Raw genomic sequence first — 21,835 nt, forward strand, 5'->3', positions numbered from 1 at the left:
CACCGGGACACTCCGATCATGGTGCCCGTGTTGTGGATCTGCGGACCTCCCGGTGTCGGCAAGAGCGTGGTGGGGTGGGAGCTCCACCGCAGAGCGGGCGGCGCGTACGTCGACATCGACCAGCTCGGCATCTGCTACCCGGATCCGGCGGGCGACCACGGCCGGTACCGGATGAAGGCGCGCAACCTGGCCGAGTTCGTGGCCAACGCACGGGCCGAGGGCGCTCAGTGTGTTGTTGTGTCGGGTATCGCCGATCCGAACGGCATCGAGCCGATACCGGGCGCGGCGCTCACGGTGTGCCGGTTGCGGGCGGACCGCGAGGTGTTGCGGGAGCGGTATCTCGGGCGTGGCGATCGGCCTGAGCACGTCGACCAGGTGCTGCGCGAGGCTGATGATCTCGACGCGAACGAGGTCGGGGACGTGTGCGTGGACACGACCGGGCTGTCGGTGGCCGAGGTGGTGCAGCGGGTTGAGGCGAGCGTCGGCGAGTGGGCGAGCCCGCCGCGGGTCGTCTGGTTCTGCGGAACGACCGGGGTGGGCAAGTCGGCGGTCGGGTTCGCGTACTACCTGCGGTTGCTGGGCACGGGGGTGCGCGCCGGGTTCGTCGATGTCGGCCAGGTCGGGTTCGGGGTGGGGGAGCGGACCAGGACGAGCAACCTGGTGGCGGTGTGGCGGACCTATCGGGAGGCCGGAGCCCGCGTCCTGGTCGTAGTCGGCCCTTACGTGGACGTGTTCCCGGAGGTCACCGTCTACCGCCTCGAGGCGCCGCGCGAGAACCTCGCCGAGCGGATCCGGCAGCGCGCCATGGGAGAGAACTGGTCAGAGCCGGGCGACCCGCTGGTGGGGCGGTCGGAGGACGAGCTGACCGCCGTGGTCGACGAGGCGGTGGTCGAAGCCGACAAGCTCAAGAGCATCGGTGTCGCGGTCGACACGTCCGGGCGCACGGTCGAGGAAGTGGCCGGGTCGCTGCCGTTGTGACGTGGTGGGATGGCGGCCATGGAGCTCCAGCAGCTGGTGGACCGCATCGCCGCCGAGGTCATGCCCGGCGGCGCGTCCGCGGACTACATCCCGGCGCTCGCACGGGTCGACGCGCGCCGGTTCGGGATGGCGGTGGCGACGCTCGACGGTGAGGTCAGCGGGGCGGGGGAGTACCGGCAGCCGTTCTCGATCCAGAGCATCTCCAAGGCGTTCACGCTCGCCCTCGCGGTGGGCGACGAGCTGTGGGAACGGGTCGGCAGGGAGCCGTCCGGGTCGCCGTTCAACTCGCTGGTGCAGCTGGAGACGGAGAACGGCATCCCGCGCAACCCGTTCATCAACGCCGGCGCGCTCGTGGTCACCGACCACCTCGGGCCGGGGGCGTCGGACCGGCTGCTCGCGTTCCTGCGCGAGGAGAGCGGGAACGACACCATCGGCATCGACGAGGAGGTCGCCAAGTCCGAACTGGACCACGGCGACCGCAACCGGGCGTTGGCGCACTTCATGGCGTCCTACGGCAACATGCGCAACCCCGTCGACATGGTGCTGCACGAGTACGTGCGGCAGTGTTCGATCGCGATGAGCTGCGCGGATCTCGCGAAGAGCGCGCTGTTCCTCGCACGGCACGGCGTGCGCAACGACGGCGAGCGGCTGCTCGGGGTCAGCGGCGCGAAACGGGTCAACGCGGTGATGCTGACCTGCGGCACCTACGACGCCGCTGGGCAGTTCGCCTACCGGGTCGGGCTGCCGGGCAAGAGCGGCGTGGGTGGCGGCATCGTGGCCGTGGTGCCCGGGAGGTGCGCGATCTGCGTGTGGGGTCCAGGGTTGGACGCAAGGGGCAACTCAGTCGCCGGGGTCGACGCGCTGGACAGGTTCACCACTCTCACAGGGTGGTCCGTGTTCTAGTGCGGTGACCACAATCTTTACCGCGTTTCCCGACGCTCAGCAGGGCACCTCGCGGGGCCGGCCCCACGACCCCATACATCCAGTATGAGGACGTGGGGCCGGCCCCGCGATGCACCCGTCTGACCGCCGGGAAACGCGGTAAAGGTTCGTGGTCACCGCACTGGCGGATGGTAGGAAGACGGGGTGAGCACATTGGGGAACGCGCTGGCAGTGGCCGAAGAAGAGGCCGTCACGCTCGTCAGCGAGCTGATCAGGATCGACACCACCAACACCGGTGACCCCGCGACGGTGGTGGGGGAGCGCAGGGCCGCGGAGTGGGTGGCCGAGAAGCTCGCGGAGGTCGGGTACGAGACGACCTACGTCGAGTCCGGGGCGAAGGGGCGCGGCAACGTGGTCGCGCGGCTCGCGGGCGCTGACCCGAGCCGTGGGGCGTTGCTCGTGCACGGGCACCTGGACGTGGTGCCCGCCGATGCGTCGGAGTGGTCGGTGCACCCGTTCTCCGGTGCGGTGCAGGACGGGTACGTGTGGGGGCGCGGCGCGGTCGACATGAAGGACATGGTCGGCATGACGCTCGCGCTGGCCAGGCACTTCAAGCGGGAGAACGTCGTGCCGCCGCGCGACATCGTGTTCGCGTTCCTCGCCGACGAGGAGGCCGGTGGCCTCTACGGGGCGAAGTGGCTGGTCGACAACCGGCCGGAGCTGTTCGAGGGCGTCACCGAGGCGATCAGCGAGGTCGGCGGGTTCTCGATCACGCTCAAGGACGACGTCCGCGCCTACCTCGTGGAGACCGCCGAGAAGGGCATCCGCTGGTTGAAGCTGCGGGTCAAGGGCACGGCCGGGCACGGCAGCATGATCCACCGCGACAACGCCGTGGCGAAGCTCGCCGCCGCCGTCACCAAGCTCGACCAGCACCAGTGGCCGCTGATCATCCGGCCGTCGGTGCGCGAGTTCCTCGACGGCGTCACCGAGATCACCGGCCTGGACTTCCCCGACGACGACGTCGAGGGCTCGATCGGCAAGCTCGGAGCCCTGTCGCGGATGATCGGCGCGACGCTGCGGGACACGGCGAACCCGACCATGTTGTCCGCGGGCTACAAGGCCAACGTCATCCCGTCGACCGCCGAGGCGACCGTCGACTGCCGCATCCTGCCCGGCCGGGAGGAGGCGTTCGACCGCGAGCTGGCCGAGCTGCTCGGGCCGGACGTGGAACGCGAGTGGATCGGCCTGCCGCCGGTGGAGACGACGTTCGACGGCGCACTGGTGGACGCCATGACCGCGTCCATCATCGCCGAGGACCCCGGTGCGCGCGTGCTGCCGTACATGCTCTCCGGTGGCACGGACGCGAAGTCGTTCCAGCAGCTGGGGATCCGCAACTTCGGCTTCGCGCCGTTGAAGCTGCCGGCCGACCTCGACTTCTCCGGCCTCTTCCACGGCGTGGACGAGCGCGTGCCGGTCGAGGCGCTCAAGTTCGGTGTTCGCGTGTTGGACCGTTTCCTGCGCAACAGCTAGGAGCACCGCCATGTCCACTGTGGACCTCACCGGCCAGGTCGCGCTCGTCACCGGCGGCGCCGGTGGGATCGGCGCCGCCGTCGTGCGGCGCCTGGCCAAGCTCGGCGCACGGGTCGTCGTCCAGGACGTCGACCGCGAAGGTGCCGAACGGGTGGCGGCCGCGGTGGACGGCTTGGCGGTCGCGGGCGACGCCAGCGACCCGTCGGTGCTGCCCGCGGTGGTCGCGCACGTCGAGTCGCAGTTCGGCCGGCTCGACGTGGTGCACCTCAACGCGGGCATCGGCGGCGGGCAGAGGGGCGTCGACGCGCTGGACGTGTCCCGGTACCGCAAGCTGGTCGGGGTCAACGTCGACCACGTCGTCTACGGCGTGTGCGCGGCGGTGCCGGCGTTGCGCAGGCAGGGCGGCGGGAAGATCGTGATCACCGCGTCGCTGGCCGGGCTGGCGGCGATGCCCGCGGATCCGTTGTACACGCTGACGAAGCACGCGGTCGTCGGCTACGCGCGGGCGGCGGGCAGGGCGCTGGAGCCGGAGGGGATCACGGTCAGCGCGCTGTGCCCCGGCTTCGTCGACACCCTGCTGCTGGGTGCGGCGAAGGAGGAGTTCGACGCGGTGTCCTTCCCGTTGCTGACACCGGACGACATCGCCGAGGCCGTGCAGACCGTGCTCGCCGAGGGTGGCGCGGGCGAGGCGTGGATCATCCAGCCCGGCGGGCGCACGACGGCTTACCAGTTCCGCGGTGTGCCCGGTGTCGGTGGTGGGCAGCTGCCGCCCGATGTCGTGCTGGGTCGCATTTAGACCGTGTCTTTTCGCCGTGTCGTCTCGTTGGGCCATTCAGATGACACGGCGAAAGGAACACCGGCATGGTGCGGCTGGAGGACGGGACCGAGCTCAACGTGCTGCGGGCGGGCGATCCCGACGCGCAGACGACGATCGTGCTGGCGCACGGGTACGCGCTCGACCACCGCAGCTGGCACAAGGTCGTCGACCTGCTCAGCGGTGAGTTCCAGGTGCTCGCCTACGACCACCGCGGCCACGGCGGGTCGGGCGAGGCCGACAAGGAGACCGCCACGATCGAACAGCTCGGTGACGACCTGGGCGAGCTCATCGAACGTGCGGTCCCCACCGGCAACGTCGTGATCGCCGGGCACTCCATGGGCGGCATGGCGGCGCTGGCGATGGCCGAGCGCAGGCCGCGGCTGTTCCGCCAGCGGGTGCTCGGGATCGTGTTCGTGTCGACGGCGGCGAGCGGGTTGTCCGAGACCTCGCTGGCGTGGCCGAAGGCGCTCGGCAAGCTGGTGCGGGAGCTGGAGCGGGCGTTCGGGCCGATCGTGCGGGCGGTGCGGGAGAAGATCGAGCCCACCAAGACCGCGGGCCTGCGGTGGTGGCTCTTCGGCGACGAGCCCGCGGACGCCGACGTCGAGCTGACCGCGGACATGGTCTGGAGCGAGTGGCCGGAGACGGTGGCGTTGTTCCGTCCCGCCGTGGACCGCTACGACCGCGAGGCCGGGATGACCGTGGCACAGGAGAAGGCCGTCGTCGCGGTGGTGGGGGACGAGGACCGGCTGGTGGCCGAGTCGGACGTGGAGAGGTTCGGCGGTACCTCGGTGGTGTTACCGGACGCGGGCCATATGCTTCCGCTGGAACGTCCCGCGGCGCTGGCAGACCTGATCCGCGAGGTGGCGGCCAAGGCCTGACTCTTGGGGGAGTGCCGGTGCAGTATCTGGAGCCGCGGACGGACGTGGCCGCGAAGGACGACTGGTCGACCGGTCTCATCCTGCAGGACCTGGGGTCCGGTGCGAAGGCGCTCGGCTCCGTCGGGCTCGGCGCCGCCGCCGGCCTGGTCGGCTGCCTGTTCCTGCCCATGACGCCGGGCAACGTCGCGGCGGTCGTGGTGCTGGGGTTGATCGTGCTGCTCGGCTCGCTCGGCCCGGTGATGTACCGGGTCGAGTCGAAGCCGGTGCGCAGAGGGCTGCTCGAACAGCCGTGGCGGCGCTGCCCGGCCACGGTCGCCGAGCAGGACCTGACCGACCGGGTGCGGCTCGCGGACGGCACCGTGCTGCGGGGCTGGTTCGAGGACCTGCCGGAGATGGTGCTGGACCGGCAGGAGGTCTTCGTCGCCGGGCCCGACGCCGACGGTCACGCGGTGATCAGGGCGGCCGGGTTCGCGAAGATGCACAACGCGAAGGTCGACACCGGCTCGGAGTTCCACGAGCGGGAACGGGTCGAGCGCCCGCTCATGCGGCCGCTGGACGACGACGAGGTCGTGAAGGCGTTCAACGGGCTGGTGTGGGGCACCCGGTCGTGGCTGTGGGCGGCGATTCCGGCAGGCGTCGGCGCGGTGCTGGTCCTGCTGAGCTTCTTCCCGTTGGCGGTGAGCGGGCTGGTGGTCGGCGGATTGCTGCTGGTGCCCGCGTTGCTCGGCATCCCGATGGCGCTGGAGATCAGCCGCTGGTACCGCAACGCCGTGCAGGCGGTGCAGAACTCGAACCAGTGGACGCCGGTGTCGGTGACGCTGTTCCCGTGGCAGCCCAACCAGCACGTCGCCGGACTCGCGGACATGCCGGGCGGGCTCGCGCTGGTGCAGTTCGTGGTGCCGGAGCTGGACGTGATCGCGAACATCGCCGACACGGGCGTCATGTGGGTCGCGGGCACGCACGACGACCTGATCGCCGTCGGCGTGCCACGCGTCCCCACGTTGACCTTCGCCGTGGTCCAGCCGGACCGGGACACCCCCAGGGAAGACCCGGTCCCGTGGATCCAGCGGCTCCAGCAGCCGGACTTCAGCCGCCTGCCGCGTTAGTGATCAGTGGCAGTGGCCCTGCCGGCCCAGCGTCTCCACGGGACCCGCGCCGGGGCGGGTCCACTGCGGTGCCGGGCGGCCGGTCTCGCCCCAGGTGGGGTTGCCGTCGGCGTCGGTGCGCCAGAACCAGCAGGCGTCGCGTCCCTCCGGCCAGCCCTCCGGGGTGTCCTGCCAGCGCTCGCCGCGGCCGTAGGGCGTGATGTCGAGCAGCTGCAGCGACCCGTTGACGATCTCGCAGCCGCGGTTGGTGGTGGAGTAGGTGAGGAACGCGCGGTCGCCGTCGCGCAGGTAGCTCGCGAGGTAGCCCATCTCGCCGCCGGCGGGCTCCTCGACGCCGCGCACCGAGTACCACGGCTGGGTGTAGCCCATGAACTCGACGAACGGCGCGACCTCGTCCCACGCGCCGGTGGTCAGGATCGCGAACGAGACGCCGCGTGCGTGCAGGTACGAGGCGTCCTGGAGGTGCCAGGGCACGTGGGTGCAGCCCTCGCACTGGCCCTGGTGCGGGGCGCCGTCCCACCACATGTGCTTGTAGACGACGAGCTCGTCGCGGCCCTCGAACAGCTCGATGAACGGCACCGGCCCGTTCGCCCCGACGACCTCGACCTTCGGGTCGAACTCGACCATCGGCAGGCGGCGCCGGGCAGCCGCGATGGCGTCGCCCTCGCGGGTGTGGGCCTTCTCGCGGACCAGCAGCTCGTCCCGCGCGGCCTGCCAGGTGGCGAGGTCGGTGACGGGTGGGCGGCCGGGCTGCGTGTTCGACATGGTGTCCTCCGTTGTGTGCGGGTTCTGCACACACGTCGAAGCTGAGGACGCCGTCTCGACATCGTTGTCCGGAGTTTGTGGCGGACTAGGACGCGGGAGCGCGGCGGCGGCCAGGTGGCCGGCCGAAGAGGCGGACGTGCTCGTCGACGAGCCAGTCCTTCAACGGCGCCCACTCGGGGTGGTGGTTGAGGACGAGCAGCCGGTGCATCCACCAGTTCGGGTCGTCGGCGCGGGGGAACGCGGCCAGCCACGCGGCGCGGTCCTGCGTGGACAGTCCCCACAGGTGCGCGAGCTGGCCCTGGGCGTCGGTGTCGAGCTGAGCGATGACCTGGCCGTTCTCGGTGTGCCACTCGGCTCTCAGCTCGCGCAGCACGCTGAGAGCGCGTTCATCGTTCTCCGGGGCCGTGACGACCACGGTGTGCAGGCCCTGCGCCGCGGCTTCGGCGAGCAGGGCGCGAGTGGACGGTTCGTCGTGCGGCAGTGCGCTGTGCGCGACCCCGACTTGTTGCGGCACGAGCTCCATGACCCAAGATCTGATCACATATTCTACGACTTCGGTCAATTTTATTGCTTCAGTGTTGACTAAATTAAACCCTTCTCGCCACCGGCCGGTCACGACGTTGGCCGACGGTTGTTGTGCGACACCGGGACATCGACACCGCACAACCTTTCCGCACTACAAAAGTGCAGGTGAGAGAAAGGTGGAGCATGTTGATCAGCAGAGTGGCCTCGGCTCGACGCCGGGGAAGTGGTGCTCCCACTGTCGAGTGGACAGGTGCGCCGTCGTAGTCGCACACACGCGTGAGGCGGTCGCCTCCACGTCGATGTCCCACACCCGGACCGTGCGGTCGGTGCCGCTGGAGGCGATGGTGTGGCCGTCGGGTGCGAAGGCGACTCCCCACAGGCGGTCGGTGTGCCCGTGCAGCACCGCGCGTTCGACCGGTTTCGCGGGGTCGCGGACGTCCCAGACGCGCACCAGGTCGTCCGTGGTGCCCGCGGCCAGCAGCGTTCCGTCGGGGGAGAAGGTGACGCGCTGCAGCGGCGGGCCCTCGTGGGGGACGGTGCCGAGTTTGCGCGGTGCGGCGGGGTCGGTGAGGTCCCACAGGGTGGCGGTGCTGTCCATGTTGGCGAACGCCATGACGTTGCCGTGCACGGCGACGCTCATGACCACGTCGCGCCCGGCCTGGCCGCCGCGCTGGATGGGGCGGGTGTTCTCGTCGGTGAGGATGCCGGGGTGGGCGCGTGGCTGGGCGGGGTTGCGGACGTCCCACAGCTCCAGTTCGCGGGCGCCGCCCGCGATGGCCAGCGTGCGGTCGTCCTCGGTGAAGCGCAGCTGCTGGGCGACCACGACGTTCTCGACCGCGGGAATGGTGAACTGGCCGATGCGGGTGGGGGAGGCAGGGGTGGTGACGTCCCAGAGCTGGATCGAGCCGGTGTTGTCGGCGATCGCGAGGAGTTCGCCGTCGTGGCTGAAGGTGGCGGCGGCGATCCACTCGGTGCCGGTGGGCAGGTCGGCGATGCGGCGTGGCGCGGTGGGGTCGCTGGTGTCCCAGAGGACGCTGCCGTCGCGAGTCGACGAGTAGAGGATGTCGGCGCGGGTGTGCGTGGCGATGGTGGTTGACTCGCCGGCGGGCACGAGGGGGAGGGTGCCGACCTCGCGCGGGCGGTGGCCTTCCGGGCGCCACAGCTTGACGGCGCCGTCGGAGGAGACGGTGGCGAAGAACCGGCCGCGGTGGTCGTAGACGAGGTCCCACACGGTCCAGCTGTGGTGCGGGACGGTGAGGCTGTCGATGTCGATCATCCGGATCGCGGTGTCCGTGCTGGTCGAGACCAGGGATGTCGATCATCCGGATCGCGGTGTCCGTGCTGGTCGAGACCAGGTGGCGGCTGTCGGCGCTGAACTCGAGCGACCAGAGGGTGTCGGTGTGGCCGGTCAGCGCGGCGGCGGCACGGAGGTTGTTCTTCTCGCGCAGGTCCCACAGGCGGGTGCTCTTGTCGCCGCCGCCGGAGGCGAGGAAGCGGCCGTCGGGGGAGAACGCCAGCGCGTGCACGGAGAAGACGTGGTCGGTGGCGGAGCTGATCAGGGCGGGGGCGCGCGGGTCGCGGACGTCCCACAGCCGCAGCTCGCCGTTGTCGGCGCCGGTGGCCATCGTGGTGCCGTCGGGGGAGAAGGCGACCGAGTCGATCGCGAAGTCGCCGTTGCTCGGGTCGACGGTGGACAGCGGGGTGCCGGTGGCGAGGTCCCAGAGCCGGACCGTGCCGTCCCAGGAGGACGAACCGATGACGGTGCCGGAGGCGTTGAGCGCCAGGCCGTGGACGAGGTCGGCGTGGCCCTCGATGGTGCGGACCGGGGTGGCGCGGTTGTCGGCGAGGCTCCAGACGCGGATGGTGCGGTCCTTGCCGCTGCTGATGAGCGTGCGGGCGTCCTTGGTGAGCAGCACGGACTGCACCTGGCCGTCGTGGCCGCTGACGCGTCCCTTCTCCACCGGGTTGCGGGGGTCGCTGACGTCGATGAGGCGGATGAGGCCGTCCCAGTTCGCGGTGACCAGCAGCGTGCCGTCGGAGCTGAACGTCATGTGGTGGGTCGCGTCGTCGCCGGCGTGGATGCGGCCGAGCTCGGTGGGGTGGTGCGGGTCGGTGAGGTCCCAGAGGATCAGGGCCTTGTCGTCGCCGACGGTGGCCAGCACCTTGTTGTCGGGCCGGAACACCGCGTAGGAGGTGGCGTCGGTGTGGCCTTCCAGCAGCGTGACGTGCGGGCCGGCGAACGTGCTGAGCAGGGCGTCGCGGGCGGCGGGCAGACCGGTGAGGCGGTAGGCGGCCAGGCGCAGCTGGGAGGCCAGGCCGGGGTCGTCGTCCTGCAGGACGTTGGCCTCGGCGATGGCTTTCTGCGCGAGCGCGATGGTTTGTTGTTCGGTGGTCTGCCGTTGGGCGCGCACGGCGAACACGGTGGCGGTGGTGGCGACCAGCAGCAGTGCCGCGAGCAGGGCCACGACGCGGCGGAGGTTGGTGGTGCGGCGTTTGTCGATGGCGACGTCGTGCTCGGCGGCGGCCGTGCTGGCGTCGAGGAACGCCTTCTCGGCGGGGTTGAGGGCGTCGGGTTCGCGGTCGGCCCAGTCGGTGGCCTGGGTCAGGGGGACGCCGCGGTGCAGTGAGCCGGGGTCGCGGTCGTGGGCTTCCCAGTCGGCGGCGGCCGCGGTGAGCCGGCGGTGCACCCGCAGGTCGTCGCGTGCTTCGGCGAGCCAGTCCCGCAGGCGGGGCCAGCCCTGGATGACGGCTTCGTGGCTTATTTCGACGGTGTCGTCGTCGACGGTGAGGATGCGTGCGGTGGCGAGGTGTTCGACGACGTCGTCGGCGGCGAGCTCGGTGCGTTTGACGCGGCGCTTGGTGTCCTCGGTGCCGTCGCCGGGGTTGACCAGGCGCAGGAACACCTGGCGCGCTTGGGTTTGCTGGTGCGCGTCAAGTCCTGTGTAGGCGGTTTCCGCGGTGTTGGCGATGGCACGGGCGATGCCGCCGCTCTCGTGGTAGCTGCTCAGGGTGAGGGTGTTGCCGCGTTTGCGCCGCCAGGTCTCGAGCAGGGCGTGGCTGACGTGGGGGAGGACGCCGGGTTCGCCGGTGGCGTCGGCGACGAGGCGGGCGACGAGTCCGGTCTCGAGCGCGCAGCCGACCTCGACGGCGGGCTGGGTGATGGCCCTGCGCAGCTCGTCGGTGGTCATGGGGCCGACGAGGACCTGGGCGTTCTCGACGGCCCTGGCGAGGTCGGAGTAGCGGGCGCAGTGGCCGTAGAAGTCGGCTCGCATGCCGATGACGGTCTTCTGCGTGCGTGCGGTGATCTTCGCGATGAACTCGTCGCGGTGGGGGAGGGCGAAGACCTCCTCGAACTGGTCGACGACGAGGAGGTCGTGCTCCGGCGGCGTGTCGTGGGTGGCGGGGGTGATCAGCGCGCCGTCGCGGTGGGCGAGCAGGCCGGCGCGCAGCAGGGAGGACTTGCCGGAGCCGGACGCGCCGACGACGAGGACGGTGTCGTGCTCGTCGAGCTTGGCCAGGAGCTTGGCGACGAGCCTCTCGCGGCCGAAGAACCGGTCGGCGTCCTGCTCGGTGAACGCCTTGAGCCCGACGTAGGGGGAGTGGCCCGCGGGTTCGTCGGTGATGGTCTCGCCGATCTCGCGCCAGCGGCGTTCCCACTGCTCCTCGTCGCCGCCGCAGGCGCGGACGAACGCGAGGGTGACGGCGAGGCTGGGCAGCTTCTGGCCGCGGGCGGCGTCGGCGAGCGTGCTGGGGGAGTAGTGGCTCAGGCGGCCGAGCTCGCGGTAGCCGGGGGAGCCGGCCTTCTCGCGGAGCTTGCGCAGGTCGAACGCGAACTGTTCGACGGGCCCGGCGAAGGGGTCGAGAGGTCGTTCCGGGCGAGGCATGGTCAGGATTCTGTCATCAGCGGTCAGTTTGCTTGTCTTGATTACTTCAGTGTTGGCTGAAATAAACCATCATCCGGTAGTCGTCTTCGCCGGGCAGGTGCAGGACCTCATATGCCAGGAGGAGATCGCCCCAGCGTTCCTCGCCGGTGGTGGGCGGGAGGGTGGCGGCCTTGTCGTAGCGGCTGGTGAAGGCGTGGCCTGCGGTGAGGGAGAGCTCGAACGCGAGGGCGTTGGCGGCGTGGTCGTTGAGGTCGGCGGCCGCCCGCAGGGCAGCGGCGCGGGTGTCGGCGATGGCGTCCCAGTCGGGGTAGTGGGCTTTGGCTTCGGGGCTGAAGGCGAAGCGGGCGAGGTTGGGTTCGTCGGTGCCGGCGATGGCGCGGAACGCTGGTGTGGCGGCGATGACGTCGCCGGCCGGGGTGAGGATGCAGGCGGGGGTGGGGTCGAGGGCGTCGAGGATCTTGCGGACGGTGGGCCGCAGCGGTTGCGGAGCCGGTGGGGCGCAGGCGGTGTCGGCCTTGATGAGCCGGTAGAGGTGGACGCGTTCGTCGGCGGTGAGGGAAAGCGCGTCGGCGAGGGCGAGGAGGACCTGGCCGGAGGGGGAGCGGTCGGTGCCGCGTTCGAGGCGGGTGAGGTACTCGACGCTGATGCCGGCCCGGTCGGCGAGCTCGCCGCGGCGCAGGCCGGGGGTGCGGCCGGGGGTCTCGGGTGCAGGGGCGGTGGCTTCGCGGCGGGCGCGCAGGAAGCGGCCGAGGGCGTTGTCGGGCATCGGTGGCGAGTTTAGGCGCGGTCGAGGTGCGCGAAGACCGGCTTGAGGTCGGCGGCCAGGTCTCTCTCGACGTTCGAGTGGAAGAGGCTGATCGTGGCGAGGTGCGGTGTCCAGGTCTCGCAGAAGTAGATGACGGCCATGAAGGAGAGGCGGACGTTGCCGGCGACGTGGGTGAACGGCGGGAGGGGGTGGGGGAGCAGTTCTTCGGCGTTGATCTGGTCGCAGAACCGGTGGTAGGTCGTGTAGTCGGCGGGGACCAGCAGGAGGAGCTGGTGTGGTTCGAGCCGGGTGACGGATTCCCGCAGTTCCCAGCGCAGTGCGTCGCTGCAGCAGTCGATGCGCAGGATGACCAAGCGTGCCTGGTCCATCAGGGCGATGACGTCAGCCTGCCAGCGTTCGTCTGTGGAGTGGATCCGAGCGGCACCGGGGCGAAGGGTGTCCTCTGCCGGGTCGCCGAGTCCGACCAGCGGGCCATAGCGGGCGAAGACCCTGGCGAGGCTCTCTTCCTCGGTTCGCAGGTTGAGACCGTAGAGGGTCGGTGCATACCGGACGGAGACGCGGCCGGCGGCGTGGTCGCTGTGGAACGTCCGCAGGTAGAGCACAGGAGGCCGGGAATCGCGCGCCATGACTTCGGCTGCGGAACGAGCCAGGCGTCGTTTGGCGGCCAGGACGAGGTGGCCGCCGAAGTGGTACAGGGGCAGGGCACACAGCCGCACGAATAGGTAGATCGCGATGAACAGCGCTGGCCAGGCGAGCCAGCCGATGGCCCGGTGCAAGGGCTGGAAGAGCGTGTGCGCGAAGGCGGGCAGCACGATGACAGGGCTGCTGGCGATGGCGCGGAGCAGCCAGCCGATGACCATTTGTACCCGCACGGCTACCGAGTGTAGAGGGGCCCCGACGCGGTCTCCCTCACGTTCACCGCGCCGGGTGATGCTGTCGATCATGCGATACCGACTGTTCGGACGGACTGGGCTGCGTGTTTCGGAGCTGTTGCTGGGGTGCATGACGCTGCGCACGGAGGAGGAGGCGCGGCGGGTGGTCGATGCGTACGCGGAGGCGGGTGGGAACTTCCTGGACACCGCGTCGGCGTACGGGGAGAGCGAGGAGGTGCTGGGGGCGGTGCTGGGGCGCCGGGAGCGGTTCGTGGTGGCGACGAAGTACACGTTGTCGCGGGACGCGGATGATCCGAACGCGGGTGGGAACCACCGGAAGAACCTGGTGGGGTCGTTGGAGCGGAGTCTGCGGCGGTTGCGGACGGACTACGTGGACGTGTTGTGGGTGCACCTGTGGGATCGGCGGACGCCGGTGGAGGAGACGATGCGGGCGTTGGACGACGTGGTGCGGGCGGGGAAGGTGCTCTACGTCGGGGTGTCGGATGCGCCGTCGTGGTTCGTGGCGCGGGCGAACACCTTGGCGGAGTGGCGGGGGTGGACGCCGTTCGCGGGGGTGCAGGTGCCGTACAGCCTGGTGCGGCGGGATGTGGAGCGGGAGCTGTTGCCGATGGCAGAGGCGCTCCAGCTCAGTGTGGCGGCGTGGGCTCCGCTCGGGGGCGGGATGCTGGCCGGTGAGACGCGGGTGGATCTGGCGAGCTTGTCCGCGGGGGAGCGGGCGGTGCGGGAGGAGGTGCACCGGGTCGCCGCGGAGATGGGGTGCACGGCGGCGCAGGTGGCGTTGGCGTGGGTGCGGCAGCAGGGGGTGTTGCCGTTGGTGGGGATGCGCACGCCGGAGCAGGTCGCCGATGCGGTGGCGGGGCTGGGGGTGGTGTTGCCGCCGGAAGCGGTCGCGCGCCTGGAGGCGGCGGCCCCGTTCGAGCGGGGCTTTCCGGCGGACTTCATCGCCGAGTGCGAGGCGAGTGCGTTCGCGTTCGGCTCGGGTGTGGTCGTGTGATGAGCGGCTACGTGATGAGTCCGGGCAGGACGCCGGGGACGCGTTTGCGGCGCAGCCAGATCTTGCGGGAGCCGTCGCCGTAGAGCAGCGTGCGGGAGAGCTCCCAGCCCGCGAACTCGGCGTGGATGGCCAGCTGCGTGGTCGCGGTGCGGCGAGAGATGCCGGGCGGCAGGCGCAGCGGCCGGTACTCCCAGTCCCCGTCGATCACCCCTTCGTCCATGGCGAGATCACCTGTATCCCTCCGTTGTCGCCGGACGTGACGGTGACGCGTCCGGTCTCCTGGTCGACGCTGACCGTGTTGGGCTGGCGCACGGTGGCGAACCGGTGCTTCTCGGACGGTTCGCCAGCGGCGACGTTGAGTCCGACGACCTCGTTGCGCTCGGTGAGCGTGATCCACGCGATGTCGCGCTTGGCGTCGTAGGCGATGCCGTAGGGCGCGCCGGGCAGGGGGTAGCGCTGGCGCATGATCAGCGGGTCGATCGAGAACGCGATGAACTCGCCGCCGCGGGTGTCGACGACGAGCAGGCGGCCGAAGCGGTCGGCGACGGCGTTGGTGGCTCCTTCGCCAGCGCGCAGGCCGGGGCCGCGGGTGGGGGAGCCCTTGTCGTCGGTGGTCATCTCGAACACCGCGCTGCGCAGCCGGTCGAGCTCGACCTGGCGGCCGTTGACCTCGTACCTGCGGGTGGTGTCGCCCTCGGTGAACGTGCCGCCGGGCGTGATGTCGCCCTTGAGGTCGGTGTTCTGGGCGGGGGAGAGGGCGGGCTTGGCGGCCTCGAGGGTTTCGGCGACCTGCAGCGGGTCCTGGGACTTGTCGCTCTGTCCGCACGCTGCGAGCAGCGCCGCGGTGGTCAAGATCAGAGCTGCGAGCCGGTGCAAGTCGTTCCTCCGTGGTTCTGCGTGGTCTTCCAGGATGCCTGGAGGGCTCGTGAAGGTCACGCAAGGGGGTGGGGTGAAACTCGTTCGGAGGATCCGGTTCTATGTTCATGATTATTTCAGTGTAGACCAAAATTAAATACCGACCAGTTGCACTAAGCACGACGACTAACGGTCCCCAAAAGCAACCAAGGACAAAGAGGTAGCGTTTGCGCTGGTCAGGGCATCGGGCGTTCGGGGTAGGAGAGCTCGATGGCGCTCACGTCGTCCAGTGCCGCGCGGATGGCGGGCGGGAGGGTGAGTGCTTCGACGTCGAGTGAGGCGATGAGCTGGTTGGTGTCGCGGGCGCCGACGACGGGGGCGACGACGCCGGGCCGGTCGCGGACCCATGCCAGGGCGACGCACAACGCGGAGGTGCCGAGTCCTTCGGCGGCGGTGCTGACGGCTTGGACGATGCGTGCGGCGCGGTCGGTGCGGTGTTGTTCGACGTAGCCGGCGAAGTGGGGGGAGGCGCCGCGGGAGTCCGGTGGGGTGCCGTTGCGGTATTTGCCGGTGAGCACGCCGCGGCCGAGGGGTGCCCAGGGGAGGAGTCCGAGGCCGTGGTGCTGGGCGGCGGGGACGACTTCGCGTTCGATGCCGCGTTCGAGCAGGGAGTACTCGTGCTGGGTGGAGATCAGCGGGTAGGTGGTGGGGGTCATGGCGGCGGTGGCGAGTTGCCAGCCGCTGTAGTTGGAGATGCCGGCGTAGCGGACTTTGCCGGCGGTGATGGCGGTGTCCATCGCGGACAGGGTTTCTTCGACGGGGACGGTCGTGTCCCAGGCGTGGAGTTGCCAGAGGTCGATGTGGTCGACGCCGATGCGGCGCAGGGAGCCGTCGAGTGCGGTGAGCAGGGCGCCGCGGGAGGCGCCGCCGCCGAAGGGGCCTTCGGTGCGGCGGGCGACGGCTTTGGTGGCGATGACGAGTTCGTCGCGGGGGACGATTTCGCCGAGGAGGGTCCTGAGGATGCGTTCGGATTCGCCGTCGGTGTAGACGTCGGCGGTGTCGACGAGGGTGCCGCCGGCGTCGGTGAAGGCCATGAGTTGGGTGGCGGCCTCGTCCGGGTCGGTGTCGCGGCCCCATGTCATCGTGCCCAGTCCGAGGCGGGAGACGCGGAGGCCGCTGCGGCCGAGGTGTCGCTGTTCCACGTGCGCGATGCTAAGGGGTGATCATCGTGTGAGCCTGGCAATCGGTGTTACTGACCGGTAGGGTCTCGCTGCGTGAAGCTCGGACTGAACCTCGGATACTGGGGCGCCGGCAACGACGCTGCGAACCTTGAGCTGGCCAAGGAGGCCGACCGGCTCGGCTTTTCGGTGGTGTGGGCCGCGGAGGCCTACGGTTCCGATGCGCCGACGGTGCTGGCGTGGGTGGCTGCGCAGACCGAACGCATCGACGTCGGTAGTGCGATCTTCCAGATCCCGGCGCGGACGCCTGCGATGGCGGCGATGACGGCGGCCACTTTGGACACGTTGTCGGGTGGCCGGTTCCGGATGGGGCTGGGGGTGTCGGGGCCGCAGGTGTCGGAGGGGTGGCACGGTGTGCGGTTCGACAAGCCGTTGGCGCGGACGCGTGAGTACGTGGAGATCGTGCGGCGTGCGTTGACGCGGGAGAAGCTGCGTTTTGAGGGTGAGCACTACACGCTGCCCTTGCCTGATGGGCCCGGTAAGGCGTTGCAGTTGACGGTGCACCCCGTCCGTGAGCAGATCCCGATCTACCTGGCGGCGGTGGGGCCGAAGAACCTGGAGCTGACGGGGGAGATCGCGGACGGGTGGCTGGCGATCTTCTTCTCGCCGGAGTTCTCCGCGGAGTCGCTTGCGAGTGTGAAGGCGGGCCGGGAGAAGGCCGGCAAGTCGATGGACGGTTTCGACGTCGTGCCGACGGTGCCGTTGATCGTGGGGGATGACTGGAAGGCGTGTGCTGATCCGGTTCGGGCGTACACGGCGTTGTACGTGGGTGGGATGGGCAGTCGCAAGCAGAACTTCTACAACAACCTGATGGTGCGGATGGGTTTCCCGGCTGAGGCGGAGGAGATCCAGGAGAAGTACCTGGCCCGTGACTACTCGGGTGCGATGGCGGCGATCCCGTTGGAGTTCCTGGACGCGACGTCGTTGCTGGGGCCGAAGGAGCGCATAGCAGACAAGATGCGGGCGCTTGCTGGCGCGGGGGTCACCACGCTGTCCGTTTCGCCGATGCTGCAAGATCTGGAGCAGGGGATCGCGGGCCTTCGCACCGCGGCCGAGGCTTTGGATCTGGCAGGAGTGGGTAGTTGAGCTGGTTGCAGGCTCTGGTCCTCGGACTGGTCCAAGGACTGACGGAATTCCTGCCGATTTCCAGCAGTGCGCACCTGCGCATCACGTCGACGCTGTTCTTCGGCAACGACGCGGGCGCTTCGTTCACGGCGGTCATCCAGTTGGGGACCGAGGTGGCGGTGCTGATCTACTTCGCCAAGGACATCGGGCGGTTCATCTCCGCCTGGTTCCGCGGCTTGTTCAACGCCGAGGCGCGCAAGGAGAGGGACTACCGGCTGGCCTGGTATGTGATCATCGGTTCGGTGCCGATCTCGGTTCTGGGTTATCTGCTGAAGGACGAGATCCGGACGTCGGCGCGGAACCTGTGGATCACGGCGACGATGCTGGTGGTGTTCGGTCTGCTGCTGGGGTTGGCGGACCACCTGGCGAAGCAGCAGCGTGACGAGTTGCGGATGAAGGATGCGATCGGGATGGGGTTGGCGCAGGCGCTGGCGTTGATTCCGGGTGTGTCGCGGTCGGGTGGCACGTTGACGGCGGGGTTGTTCCTGGGTCTGACGCGGGAGGCGGCGGCGCGGTATTCGTTCCTGCTGGCGATTCCGGCGGTGTTCGGGGCGGGGTTGTTCTCGATTCCGGATGTGCTGGAGCGGTCGGGTTCGGGTGTGCAGGCGTCGATTCCGCAGATGGTCGTGGCGACGGTGATCTCGTTCGTCGTGGGGTACGCGACGATCGCGTGGTTGTTGAAGTACGTTTCGAAGCACTCCTACTCGGCGTTTGTGTGGTATCGGCTGATGCTGGGTCTGGTGCTGATGGGGCTGCTGTCGATGGGGTTGATCCAGCCGATCTAAGGTGGGTGCCGTGGCCACGGTGATCCTGCTTCGACATGCTCGTTCGACCGCCAACGGTTCCGGTGTGCTCGCCGGGAGGATGTTGGGTGTGGGTTTGGACGAGCGGGGGCAGGCGCAGGCCGCGGCTCTCGTCGCGCGGTTGAGGGACGTTCCGGTGGCGGCGGTGGTGTCGTCGCCGTTGCAGCGGTGTGAGGAGACGCTGGCGCCGTTGCTGGCGGACCGGGAGCTGGAGGCGGTCGCGGAGCCGGACGTGTCCGAAGTGGATTACGGGGCGTGGACCGGCAAGGCGCTGAAGGACCTGTTGAACGAGCCGTTGTGGACGGTGGTGCAGCAGCACCCGTCGGCGGCGGTGTTCCCCGAGGGTGAGGGGTTGGCGCACGTGCAGGCGCGTGCGGTTGCCGCTGTGCGTGCGCATGATGCGCGGATCACGGAGGAGCACGGTCCGGGTGCGGTGTGGGTGTTGTGCTCGCACGGTGATGTGATCAAGTCGGTGCTGGCGGATGCGCTGGGTGTGCATCTGGACGGGTTTCAGCGGATTGTGGTGGACCCGTGTTCGGTGTCGGTGGTGCAGTACACGCAGACGCGGCCGTTCGTGTTGCGGGTGAACGACAACGGCGGGGATCTGGCGGGTGTGGTGCCGAAGGCGCCGCCGCAGGAGGAGCCGTCGTCGGACGCTACCGTGGGTGGCGCGACCGGGACCTGAGGTAACGCTGTTCCTGGGCGTTCAGCGTCAGCCGGGCGGCTTTCTCGTACTCCTCGCGTGCGTGTTCGTGGTTGCCGCGCAGGTCGAGCAGGTGGGCGCGGACGGCGTGGACGCGGTAGTGGTCGAGGTCCAGTGCGGACAGTTCGGTCAGGGCCTGGTCGGGGCCGTGGACCATGGCGACGGCGACGATGCGGTTGAGGGCGACCATCGGGCCGGGTGCCAGTGCGGTGAGCAGCTCGTAGAGGCCGAGGATTTCCGGCCAGTCGGTGTCGTCCGCGGTTTTCGCGTCGGCGTGCACGGCGGCGATGGCGGCTTGCAGCTGGTAGGGGCCGATCTGGGTGGTTCGCAGGGCGTTGTGGATGAGCCGGGTGCCCTCCTCGATGGCGTCGGTGTCCCAGAGGCTGCGGTCCTGGTCGGCCAGCGGGACCAGGGCGCCGTGGTCGGTGGTGCGGGCGGGGCGGCGGGCGTCGGTGAGCAGCATCAACGCGAGCAGTCCGGCGAGTTCGCCGTCGTCGGGGCGGCGGCGGTGCAGCTGGCGGGTGAGGCGGATCGCCTCGGCGGTGAGGTCGACGCGGACGAGGTCGTCGCCGGAGCTGGCGGTGGAGCCTTCGGTGAAGATCAGGTAGAGCACGTGCAGCACGGCGGTGAGGTCGGTCGGCGGGCGGAACTTGGCCCCGGCCTGTTTGATCTTCTGCTTCGCCCGGCTGATCCGCTGCGCGACGGTGGTCTCGGGCACCAGGAACGCCCTGGCGATCTCCGCCGTGGTCAGGCCACCCACCGCCCGCAGGGTCAGGGCGATCTGCGAGGCCGTGGTGAGGCTGTCGTGGCAGCACAGCGCGAGGATCGTCAGCGTGTCGTCCCGTGCGGGCACCGGATCCGCCGGTGGTGGGGTCAGGGCGACGACCTTGTCCTCCCGGGCCCGCCGTGCCACGTCGGAGCGGTACTGCTCGATCCAGCGGCGGCTGGCGGCGGTGATGAGCCAGCCCTGGGGGTTGTCCGGCACCCCGTCGGCCGGCCACTGCTGGGCGGCCTGCAGCAACGCCTCCTGCACCGCGTCCTCGCACACGTCGAACTGGCCGTGGCGGCGCACCAGCACGCCGAGGACCTGCGGCGCGAGCTCACGCAGCAGGCCCTCGACCGGCGTGCCGGTCACATGTCGTCCAGCATCGACATGTCCCACACCGGGCGGACCTCGATGCCGTCGTTGTGGGCGTCGGGCAACGTGGCCGCGTGGGCGATGACCTGGTCGATCGTGTCGGCTTCGACCAGGTAGAACCCGGCCAGGTACTCCTTGGCCTCCGCGAACGGCCCGTCGGTCACCACGACCTCGCCGCCCCGGATGCTCACGCCCTTGCCGGTCTCCGGTCCCGGCAGGCCCTCGCTGACGATGAGCTCACCGGAGGCGCGCAGCTTGTCGGAGAGGTCGTAGTGCGCCTTCCCGAACTGCATTTGCTGCTCCTCGGTCAGCTTCTCCCACGCCGCCCGCGACTTGGGGTTGCTGTAGATCAGGATCAGGTACTTCACTTCCGGCCTCCACTCGGCTGGCTCGGCGAAAGATCTTCTCACCGCCATGTCGAAACCGCGGGCCATGTCTCGACACCGGTGTGTCAGCCGAGACGGAGGTTTGTGAGATGACTTCGACACTGGTGCAGGACGAGACCGCGATCCGCGAGCTGTTCACCGAGCACGAGCAGGGCATGCGGCTGCGTTCCCCGGAACGCATCGTGGCGCGGTATGCGCAGGACGCGGTGACGTGCACGCTGGCGCCGCCGCTGCGCAACACCGGCCTGGACGCGCGTGACCCGGAGGCGCTGGCGGGGTGGATGGCCGGGTTCACCGGTCCGATCACGCTGGAGCACCGCGACCTGCAGGTCGTCGTGTCCGGGGACGTGGCGTTCGCGCACGGTCTGGCGCGGCTCGCGGCGGTCCCGGTCGGCTACCCCGAGGGGTTCTCCATGTGGATGCGCACGACCGTGGGGTTGCAACGGCGTGATGGGCGGTGGTGGGTGACGCACGAGCACCAGTCGGTGCCGTTTCACATGGACGGGTCGTTCCTGGCCGCCACCGACCTGGAGCCTCAGTAGACGCGGACGATGCGGCCGGTGCCGTGGTGGACGCAGTCGAGGTAGTGCGGCACGACCTCGTCCACCGGTATCGGCCGCAGCTGCGGGAAGCGTGCGGCGAAGGTGTGGCCGATCATGCCGGGGCTCACGACGTTGACCCGCATTCTCCTGGGCAGCTCGATCGCCGCGGAGAGCACGAAGCTGTGCAGGGCTCCGCTGATGACACCGCCGCCGGTGACACCGCGCGTGGGCCGGTCGGCGAAGATGCCCGAGGTCAGGGTGAACGACGCACCGTCGGCGCAGTGGTGCTGCCCGGTCAGCACGAGGTCGATCTGACCGAACAGCTTCGCGCGCATGTTCTTCCGCATCGACTCCGACGTCAGCGTGGCGAACTCGTCGAGTGCCCCGTGCGCCGCGACGCACACCACCGCGTCCACCTTCCCGACCTGGCGGTACATCGCCGCGATCGTCGCCGGATCGGTGAGATCGACGTGGACGTCACCGGTGGTGCGGGCGGCGGTGACGACCTCGTGGCCGCGCGTGCGCAACGCGGTGACCAGGGGTGTTCCGAGGGTGCCGGTGCCCACGACGAGTGCCCTCATCGGGTGGTCTCCCGGGCGAGCAGGGTGAGGGCGTCGGCGTCCGCGGTGCCGGGGCGGGCGTAGAACAGGCCCAGCTGCTGGTCGTCGTCGGGCAGGCTGACGGTCTCGTTCGCCAGCGTCACCCGGCCCACGACCGGGTGGTCGAGCTCGCGGACGTAGTGCGAGCAGGTCCGCACCGGTTTGCGCGCCCACATGCGGGCGAACTCGCGGCTCCGCGCGGTCAGCTGCCCGATGTGTTGCTGCGGGTCGAGGAACAGCATGCGGGCGATGTTGGGCCGGTGCCGCTGCTCGGGTGCGTGCGGGTCGAGGTGGCCGGCGAGCAGGGCGTGCCCGAGCGGGTTCCAGGCGAGCACGTCGGCGCGGTGGTCCAGCAGCACCGCCGCCGTCGTGGGCAGTGCGGCGAGCAGGTCGCGGATCTCGGGGCGTGGCCTGGTTCGGCGGGCACG

The 21,835-nt window shown here is 70.0% G+C and carries 24 protein-coding genes and 2 pseudogenes; 12 read left to right on the forward strand and 14 right to left on the reverse strand.

Translation table 11 applies throughout. From position 1 onward, the window contains the following. The first annotated feature begins 18 nt into the window (after positions 1-18). From BBK82_RS36150 to BBK82_RS36175, 6 genes are all read left to right on the forward strand, one after another. A complete protein-coding gene (locus BBK82_RS36150) occupies positions 19-978 on the forward strand; it encodes an AAA family ATPase (RefSeq protein ID WP_065918969.1) in 960 nt (319 codons plus the stop codon). Between the two features lie 18 nt (positions 979-996). Continuing rightward, entirely contained in the window at positions 997-1,881 is an 885-nt protein-coding gene (locus tag BBK82_RS36155; RefSeq protein ID WP_065921623.1) for a glutaminase, read from the forward strand. A 192-nt stretch (positions 1,882-2,073) separates the two neighbouring features. Next, positions 2,074-3,390, forward strand: a complete 1,317-nt coding sequence (locus BBK82_RS36160) for a M20/M25/M40 family metallo-hydrolase (RefSeq protein WP_065918970.1) — start codon at positions 2,074-2,076, stop codon at positions 3,388-3,390. Positions 3,391-3,400: 10 nt separating this feature from the next. Further along, positions 3,401-4,186 carry an SDR family oxidoreductase gene (locus tag BBK82_RS36165; RefSeq protein WP_065918971.1) on the forward strand — a complete coding sequence of 262 codons (786 nt, stop codon included), beginning with the start codon at positions 3,401-3,403 and terminating at the stop codon, positions 4,184-4,186. Positions 4,187-4,251: 65 nt separating this feature from the next. Beyond that, a complete protein-coding gene (locus tag BBK82_RS36170; RefSeq protein WP_065918972.1) occupies positions 4,252-5,085 on the forward strand; it encodes an alpha/beta fold hydrolase in 834 nt (277 codons plus the stop codon). A 17-nt stretch (positions 5,086-5,102) separates the two neighbouring features. After that, positions 5,103-6,191, forward strand: coding sequence for a hypothetical protein (locus BBK82_RS36175; protein ID WP_154697707.1), 1,089 nt, complete (start codon positions 5,103-5,105; stop codon positions 6,189-6,191). A gap of 3 nt (positions 6,192-6,194) precedes the next feature. Here BBK82_RS36175 and BBK82_RS36180 read toward each other — a convergent pair whose 3' ends face one another. The 4 genes and pseudogenes from BBK82_RS36180 to BBK82_RS56940 all read right to left on the reverse strand — a co-directional run. Next, positions 6,195-6,956: a DUF899 family protein gene (locus BBK82_RS36180; protein WP_065921624.1), complete on the reverse strand. Its 762-nt coding sequence runs from the start codon at positions 6,954-6,956 to the stop codon at positions 6,195-6,197. Between the two features lie 85 nt (positions 6,957-7,041). After that, positions 7,042-7,470, reverse strand: a complete 429-nt coding sequence (locus tag BBK82_RS36185; RefSeq protein WP_154697708.1) for a hypothetical protein — start codon at positions 7,468-7,470, stop codon at positions 7,042-7,044. 201 nt (positions 7,471-7,671) lie between these two features. After that, positions 7,672-8,757, reverse strand: a complete 1,086-nt coding sequence (locus BBK82_RS49270) for a WD40 repeat domain-containing protein (RefSeq protein WP_065918975.1) — start codon at positions 8,755-8,757, stop codon at positions 7,672-7,674. Positions 8,758-8,842: 85 nt separating this feature from the next. Beyond that, positions 8,843-9,664, reverse strand: a pseudogene (locus BBK82_RS56940) (WD40 repeat domain-containing protein); the annotation flags it as partial. 21 nt (positions 9,665-9,685) lie between these two features. Here BBK82_RS56940 and BBK82_RS52020 point away from each other — a divergent pair. Next, entirely contained in the window at positions 9,686-10,108 is a 423-nt protein-coding gene (locus BBK82_RS52020; RefSeq protein WP_065918977.1) for a hypothetical protein, read from the forward strand. A gap of 63 nt (positions 10,109-10,171) precedes the next feature. On the opposite strand, the pseudogene BBK82_RS56945 reads toward BBK82_RS52020, so the two are convergent. The 3 genes and pseudogenes from BBK82_RS56945 to BBK82_RS36215 all read right to left on the reverse strand — a co-directional run. Next, positions 10,172-11,365: pseudogene (locus BBK82_RS56945) on the reverse strand (XRE family transcriptional regulator); the annotation flags it as partial. A gap of 46 nt (positions 11,366-11,411) precedes the next feature. Then, entirely contained in the window at positions 11,412-12,131 is a 720-nt protein-coding gene (locus BBK82_RS36210) for a helix-turn-helix domain-containing protein (protein WP_065918979.1), read from the reverse strand. An 11-nt stretch (positions 12,132-12,142) separates the two neighbouring features. Then, a complete protein-coding gene (locus BBK82_RS36215; RefSeq protein ID WP_154697709.1) occupies positions 12,143-13,075 on the reverse strand; it encodes a hypothetical protein in 933 nt (310 codons plus the stop codon). 58 nt (positions 13,076-13,133) lie between these two features. On the opposite strand from BBK82_RS36215, the gene BBK82_RS36220 reads away from it, so the two are divergent. Next, positions 13,134-14,018: an aldo/keto reductase gene (locus tag BBK82_RS36220; protein ID WP_418287465.1), complete on the forward strand. Its 885-nt coding sequence runs from the start codon at positions 13,134-13,136 to the stop codon at positions 14,016-14,018. A gap of 7 nt (positions 14,019-14,025) precedes the next feature. Here the strand turns inward: BBK82_RS36220 and BBK82_RS36225 are convergent, their stop codons facing one another. The 3 genes from BBK82_RS36225 to BBK82_RS36235 form a co-directional block, all read right to left on the reverse strand. Next, the gene (locus tag BBK82_RS36225; RefSeq protein ID WP_065918981.1) at positions 14,026-14,238 is read right to left on the reverse strand and encodes a DUF5703 family protein; all 213 of its coding nucleotides are present in this window, start codon (positions 14,236-14,238) and stop codon (positions 14,026-14,028) included. Beyond that, positions 14,223-14,894: a YncE family protein gene (locus BBK82_RS36230; RefSeq protein ID WP_065918982.1), complete on the reverse strand. Its 672-nt coding sequence runs from the start codon at positions 14,892-14,894 to the stop codon at positions 14,223-14,225. The genes BBK82_RS36225 and BBK82_RS36230 overlap by 16 nt, the downstream gene beginning before the upstream one ends. A gap of 215 nt (positions 14,895-15,109) precedes the next feature. Beyond that, on the reverse strand, positions 15,110-16,075 hold the full coding sequence (locus BBK82_RS36235; protein WP_065918983.1) for an aldo/keto reductase: 966 nt from the start codon (positions 16,073-16,075) through the stop codon (positions 15,110-15,112). A 72-nt stretch (positions 16,076-16,147) separates the two neighbouring features. On the opposite strand from BBK82_RS36235, the gene BBK82_RS36240 reads away from it, so the two are divergent. The 3 genes from BBK82_RS36240 to BBK82_RS36250 are packed head-to-tail and all read left to right on the forward strand — an operon-like array spanning position 16,148 to position 18,724. Beyond that, positions 16,148-17,197 (forward strand): LLM class F420-dependent oxidoreductase, encoded by a 1,050-nt coding sequence (locus tag BBK82_RS36240; protein WP_065918984.1) that lies wholly within the window; start codon positions 16,148-16,150, stop codon positions 17,195-17,197. After that, positions 17,194-18,021: an undecaprenyl-diphosphate phosphatase gene (locus tag BBK82_RS36245; RefSeq protein WP_065918985.1), complete on the forward strand. Its 828-nt coding sequence runs from the start codon at positions 17,194-17,196 to the stop codon at positions 18,019-18,021. The genes BBK82_RS36240 and BBK82_RS36245 overlap by 4 nt, the downstream gene beginning before the upstream one ends. 10 nt (positions 18,022-18,031) lie before the next feature. Beyond that, entirely contained in the window at positions 18,032-18,724 is a 693-nt protein-coding gene (locus BBK82_RS36250; RefSeq protein WP_071812891.1) for a histidine phosphatase family protein, read from the forward strand. Here the strand turns inward: BBK82_RS36250 and BBK82_RS36255 are convergent. Then, the gene (locus BBK82_RS36255; RefSeq protein WP_065918986.1) at positions 18,696-19,877 is read right to left on the reverse strand and encodes an RNA polymerase sigma factor; all 1,182 of its coding nucleotides are present in this window, start codon (positions 19,875-19,877) and stop codon (positions 18,696-18,698) included. The genes BBK82_RS36250 and BBK82_RS36255 overlap by 29 nt on opposite strands. After that, positions 19,874-20,248, reverse strand: coding sequence for a YciI family protein (locus BBK82_RS36260; RefSeq protein ID WP_065918987.1), 375 nt, complete (start codon positions 20,246-20,248; stop codon positions 19,874-19,876). Before BBK82_RS36260 ends, BBK82_RS36255 begins: the two co-directional genes overlap by 4 nt. Before the next feature lie 107 nt (positions 20,249-20,355). Here BBK82_RS36260 and BBK82_RS36265 point away from each other — a divergent pair, with 107 nt between their 5' ends. Further along, positions 20,356-20,808 carry a YybH family protein gene (locus tag BBK82_RS36265; protein ID WP_065918988.1) on the forward strand — a complete coding sequence of 151 codons (453 nt, stop codon included), beginning with the start codon at positions 20,356-20,358 and terminating at the stop codon, positions 20,806-20,808. Here BBK82_RS36265 and BBK82_RS36270 read toward each other — a convergent pair. Next, entirely contained in the window at positions 20,802-21,389 is a 588-nt protein-coding gene (locus tag BBK82_RS36270) for a short chain dehydrogenase (RefSeq protein WP_065918989.1), read from the reverse strand. The two genes, BBK82_RS36265 and BBK82_RS36270, sit on opposite strands and share 7 nt — an antisense overlap. Continuing rightward, positions 21,386-21,766, reverse strand: a complete 381-nt coding sequence (locus BBK82_RS54985; protein ID WP_237047758.1) for an MmyB family transcriptional regulator — start codon at positions 21,764-21,766, stop codon at positions 21,386-21,388. The genes BBK82_RS36270 and BBK82_RS54985 overlap by 4 nt, the downstream gene beginning before the upstream one ends. Positions 21,767-21,835 lie beyond the last annotated feature (69 nt).

The sequence above is a fragment of the Lentzea guizhouensis genome, assembly GCF_001701025.1.
GTDB lineage: Bacteria > Actinomycetota > Actinomycetes > Mycobacteriales > Pseudonocardiaceae > Lentzea > Lentzea guizhouensis.

What these genes read in the sequence shown, in the direction of transcription:
- BBK82_RS36180 (WP_065921624.1), bottom strand. Translation starts at nt 6,956, where the DNA reads ATGTCGAACACGCAGCCCGGCCGCCCACCCGTCACCGACCTCGCCACC.
- BBK82_RS36270 (WP_065918989.1), bottom strand. Translation starts at nt 21,389, where the DNA reads ATGAGGGCACTCGTCGTGGGCACCGGCACCCTCGGAACACCCCTGGTC.
- BBK82_RS49270 (WP_065918975.1), bottom strand. Translation starts at nt 8,757, where the DNA reads ATGATCGACATCGACAGCCTCACCGTCCCGCACCACAGCTGGACCGTG.
- BBK82_RS36150 (WP_065918969.1), top strand. Translation starts at nt 19, where the DNA reads ATGGTGCCCGTGTTGTGGATCTGCGGACCTCCCGGTGTCGGCAAGAGC.
- BBK82_RS36225 (WP_065918981.1), bottom strand. Translation starts at nt 14,238, where the DNA reads ATGGACGAAGGGGTGATCGACGGGGACTGGGAGTACCGGCCGCTGCGC.
- BBK82_RS36170 (WP_065918972.1), top strand. Translation starts at nt 4,252, where the DNA reads ATGGTGCGGCTGGAGGACGGGACCGAGCTCAACGTGCTGCGGGCGGGC.
- BBK82_RS36215 (WP_154697709.1), bottom strand. Translation starts at nt 13,075, where the DNA reads ATGATCGACAGCATCACCCGGCGCGGTGAACGTGAGGGAGACCGCGTC.
- BBK82_RS36265 (WP_065918988.1), top strand. Translation starts at nt 20,356, where the DNA reads ATGACTTCGACACTGGTGCAGGACGAGACCGCGATCCGCGAGCTGTTC.
- BBK82_RS36155 (WP_065921623.1), top strand. Translation starts at nt 997, where the DNA reads ATGGAGCTCCAGCAGCTGGTGGACCGCATCGCCGCCGAGGTCATGCCC.
- BBK82_RS36210 (WP_065918979.1), bottom strand. Translation starts at nt 12,131, where the DNA reads ATGCCCGACAACGCCCTCGGCCGCTTCCTGCGCGCCCGCCGCGAAGCC.
- BBK82_RS36220 (WP_418287465.1), top strand. Translation starts at nt 13,134, where the DNA reads ATGACGCTGCGCACGGAGGAGGAGGCGCGGCGGGTGGTCGATGCGTAC.
- BBK82_RS36165 (WP_065918971.1), top strand. Translation starts at nt 3,401, where the DNA reads ATGTCCACTGTGGACCTCACCGGCCAGGTCGCGCTCGTCACCGGCGGC.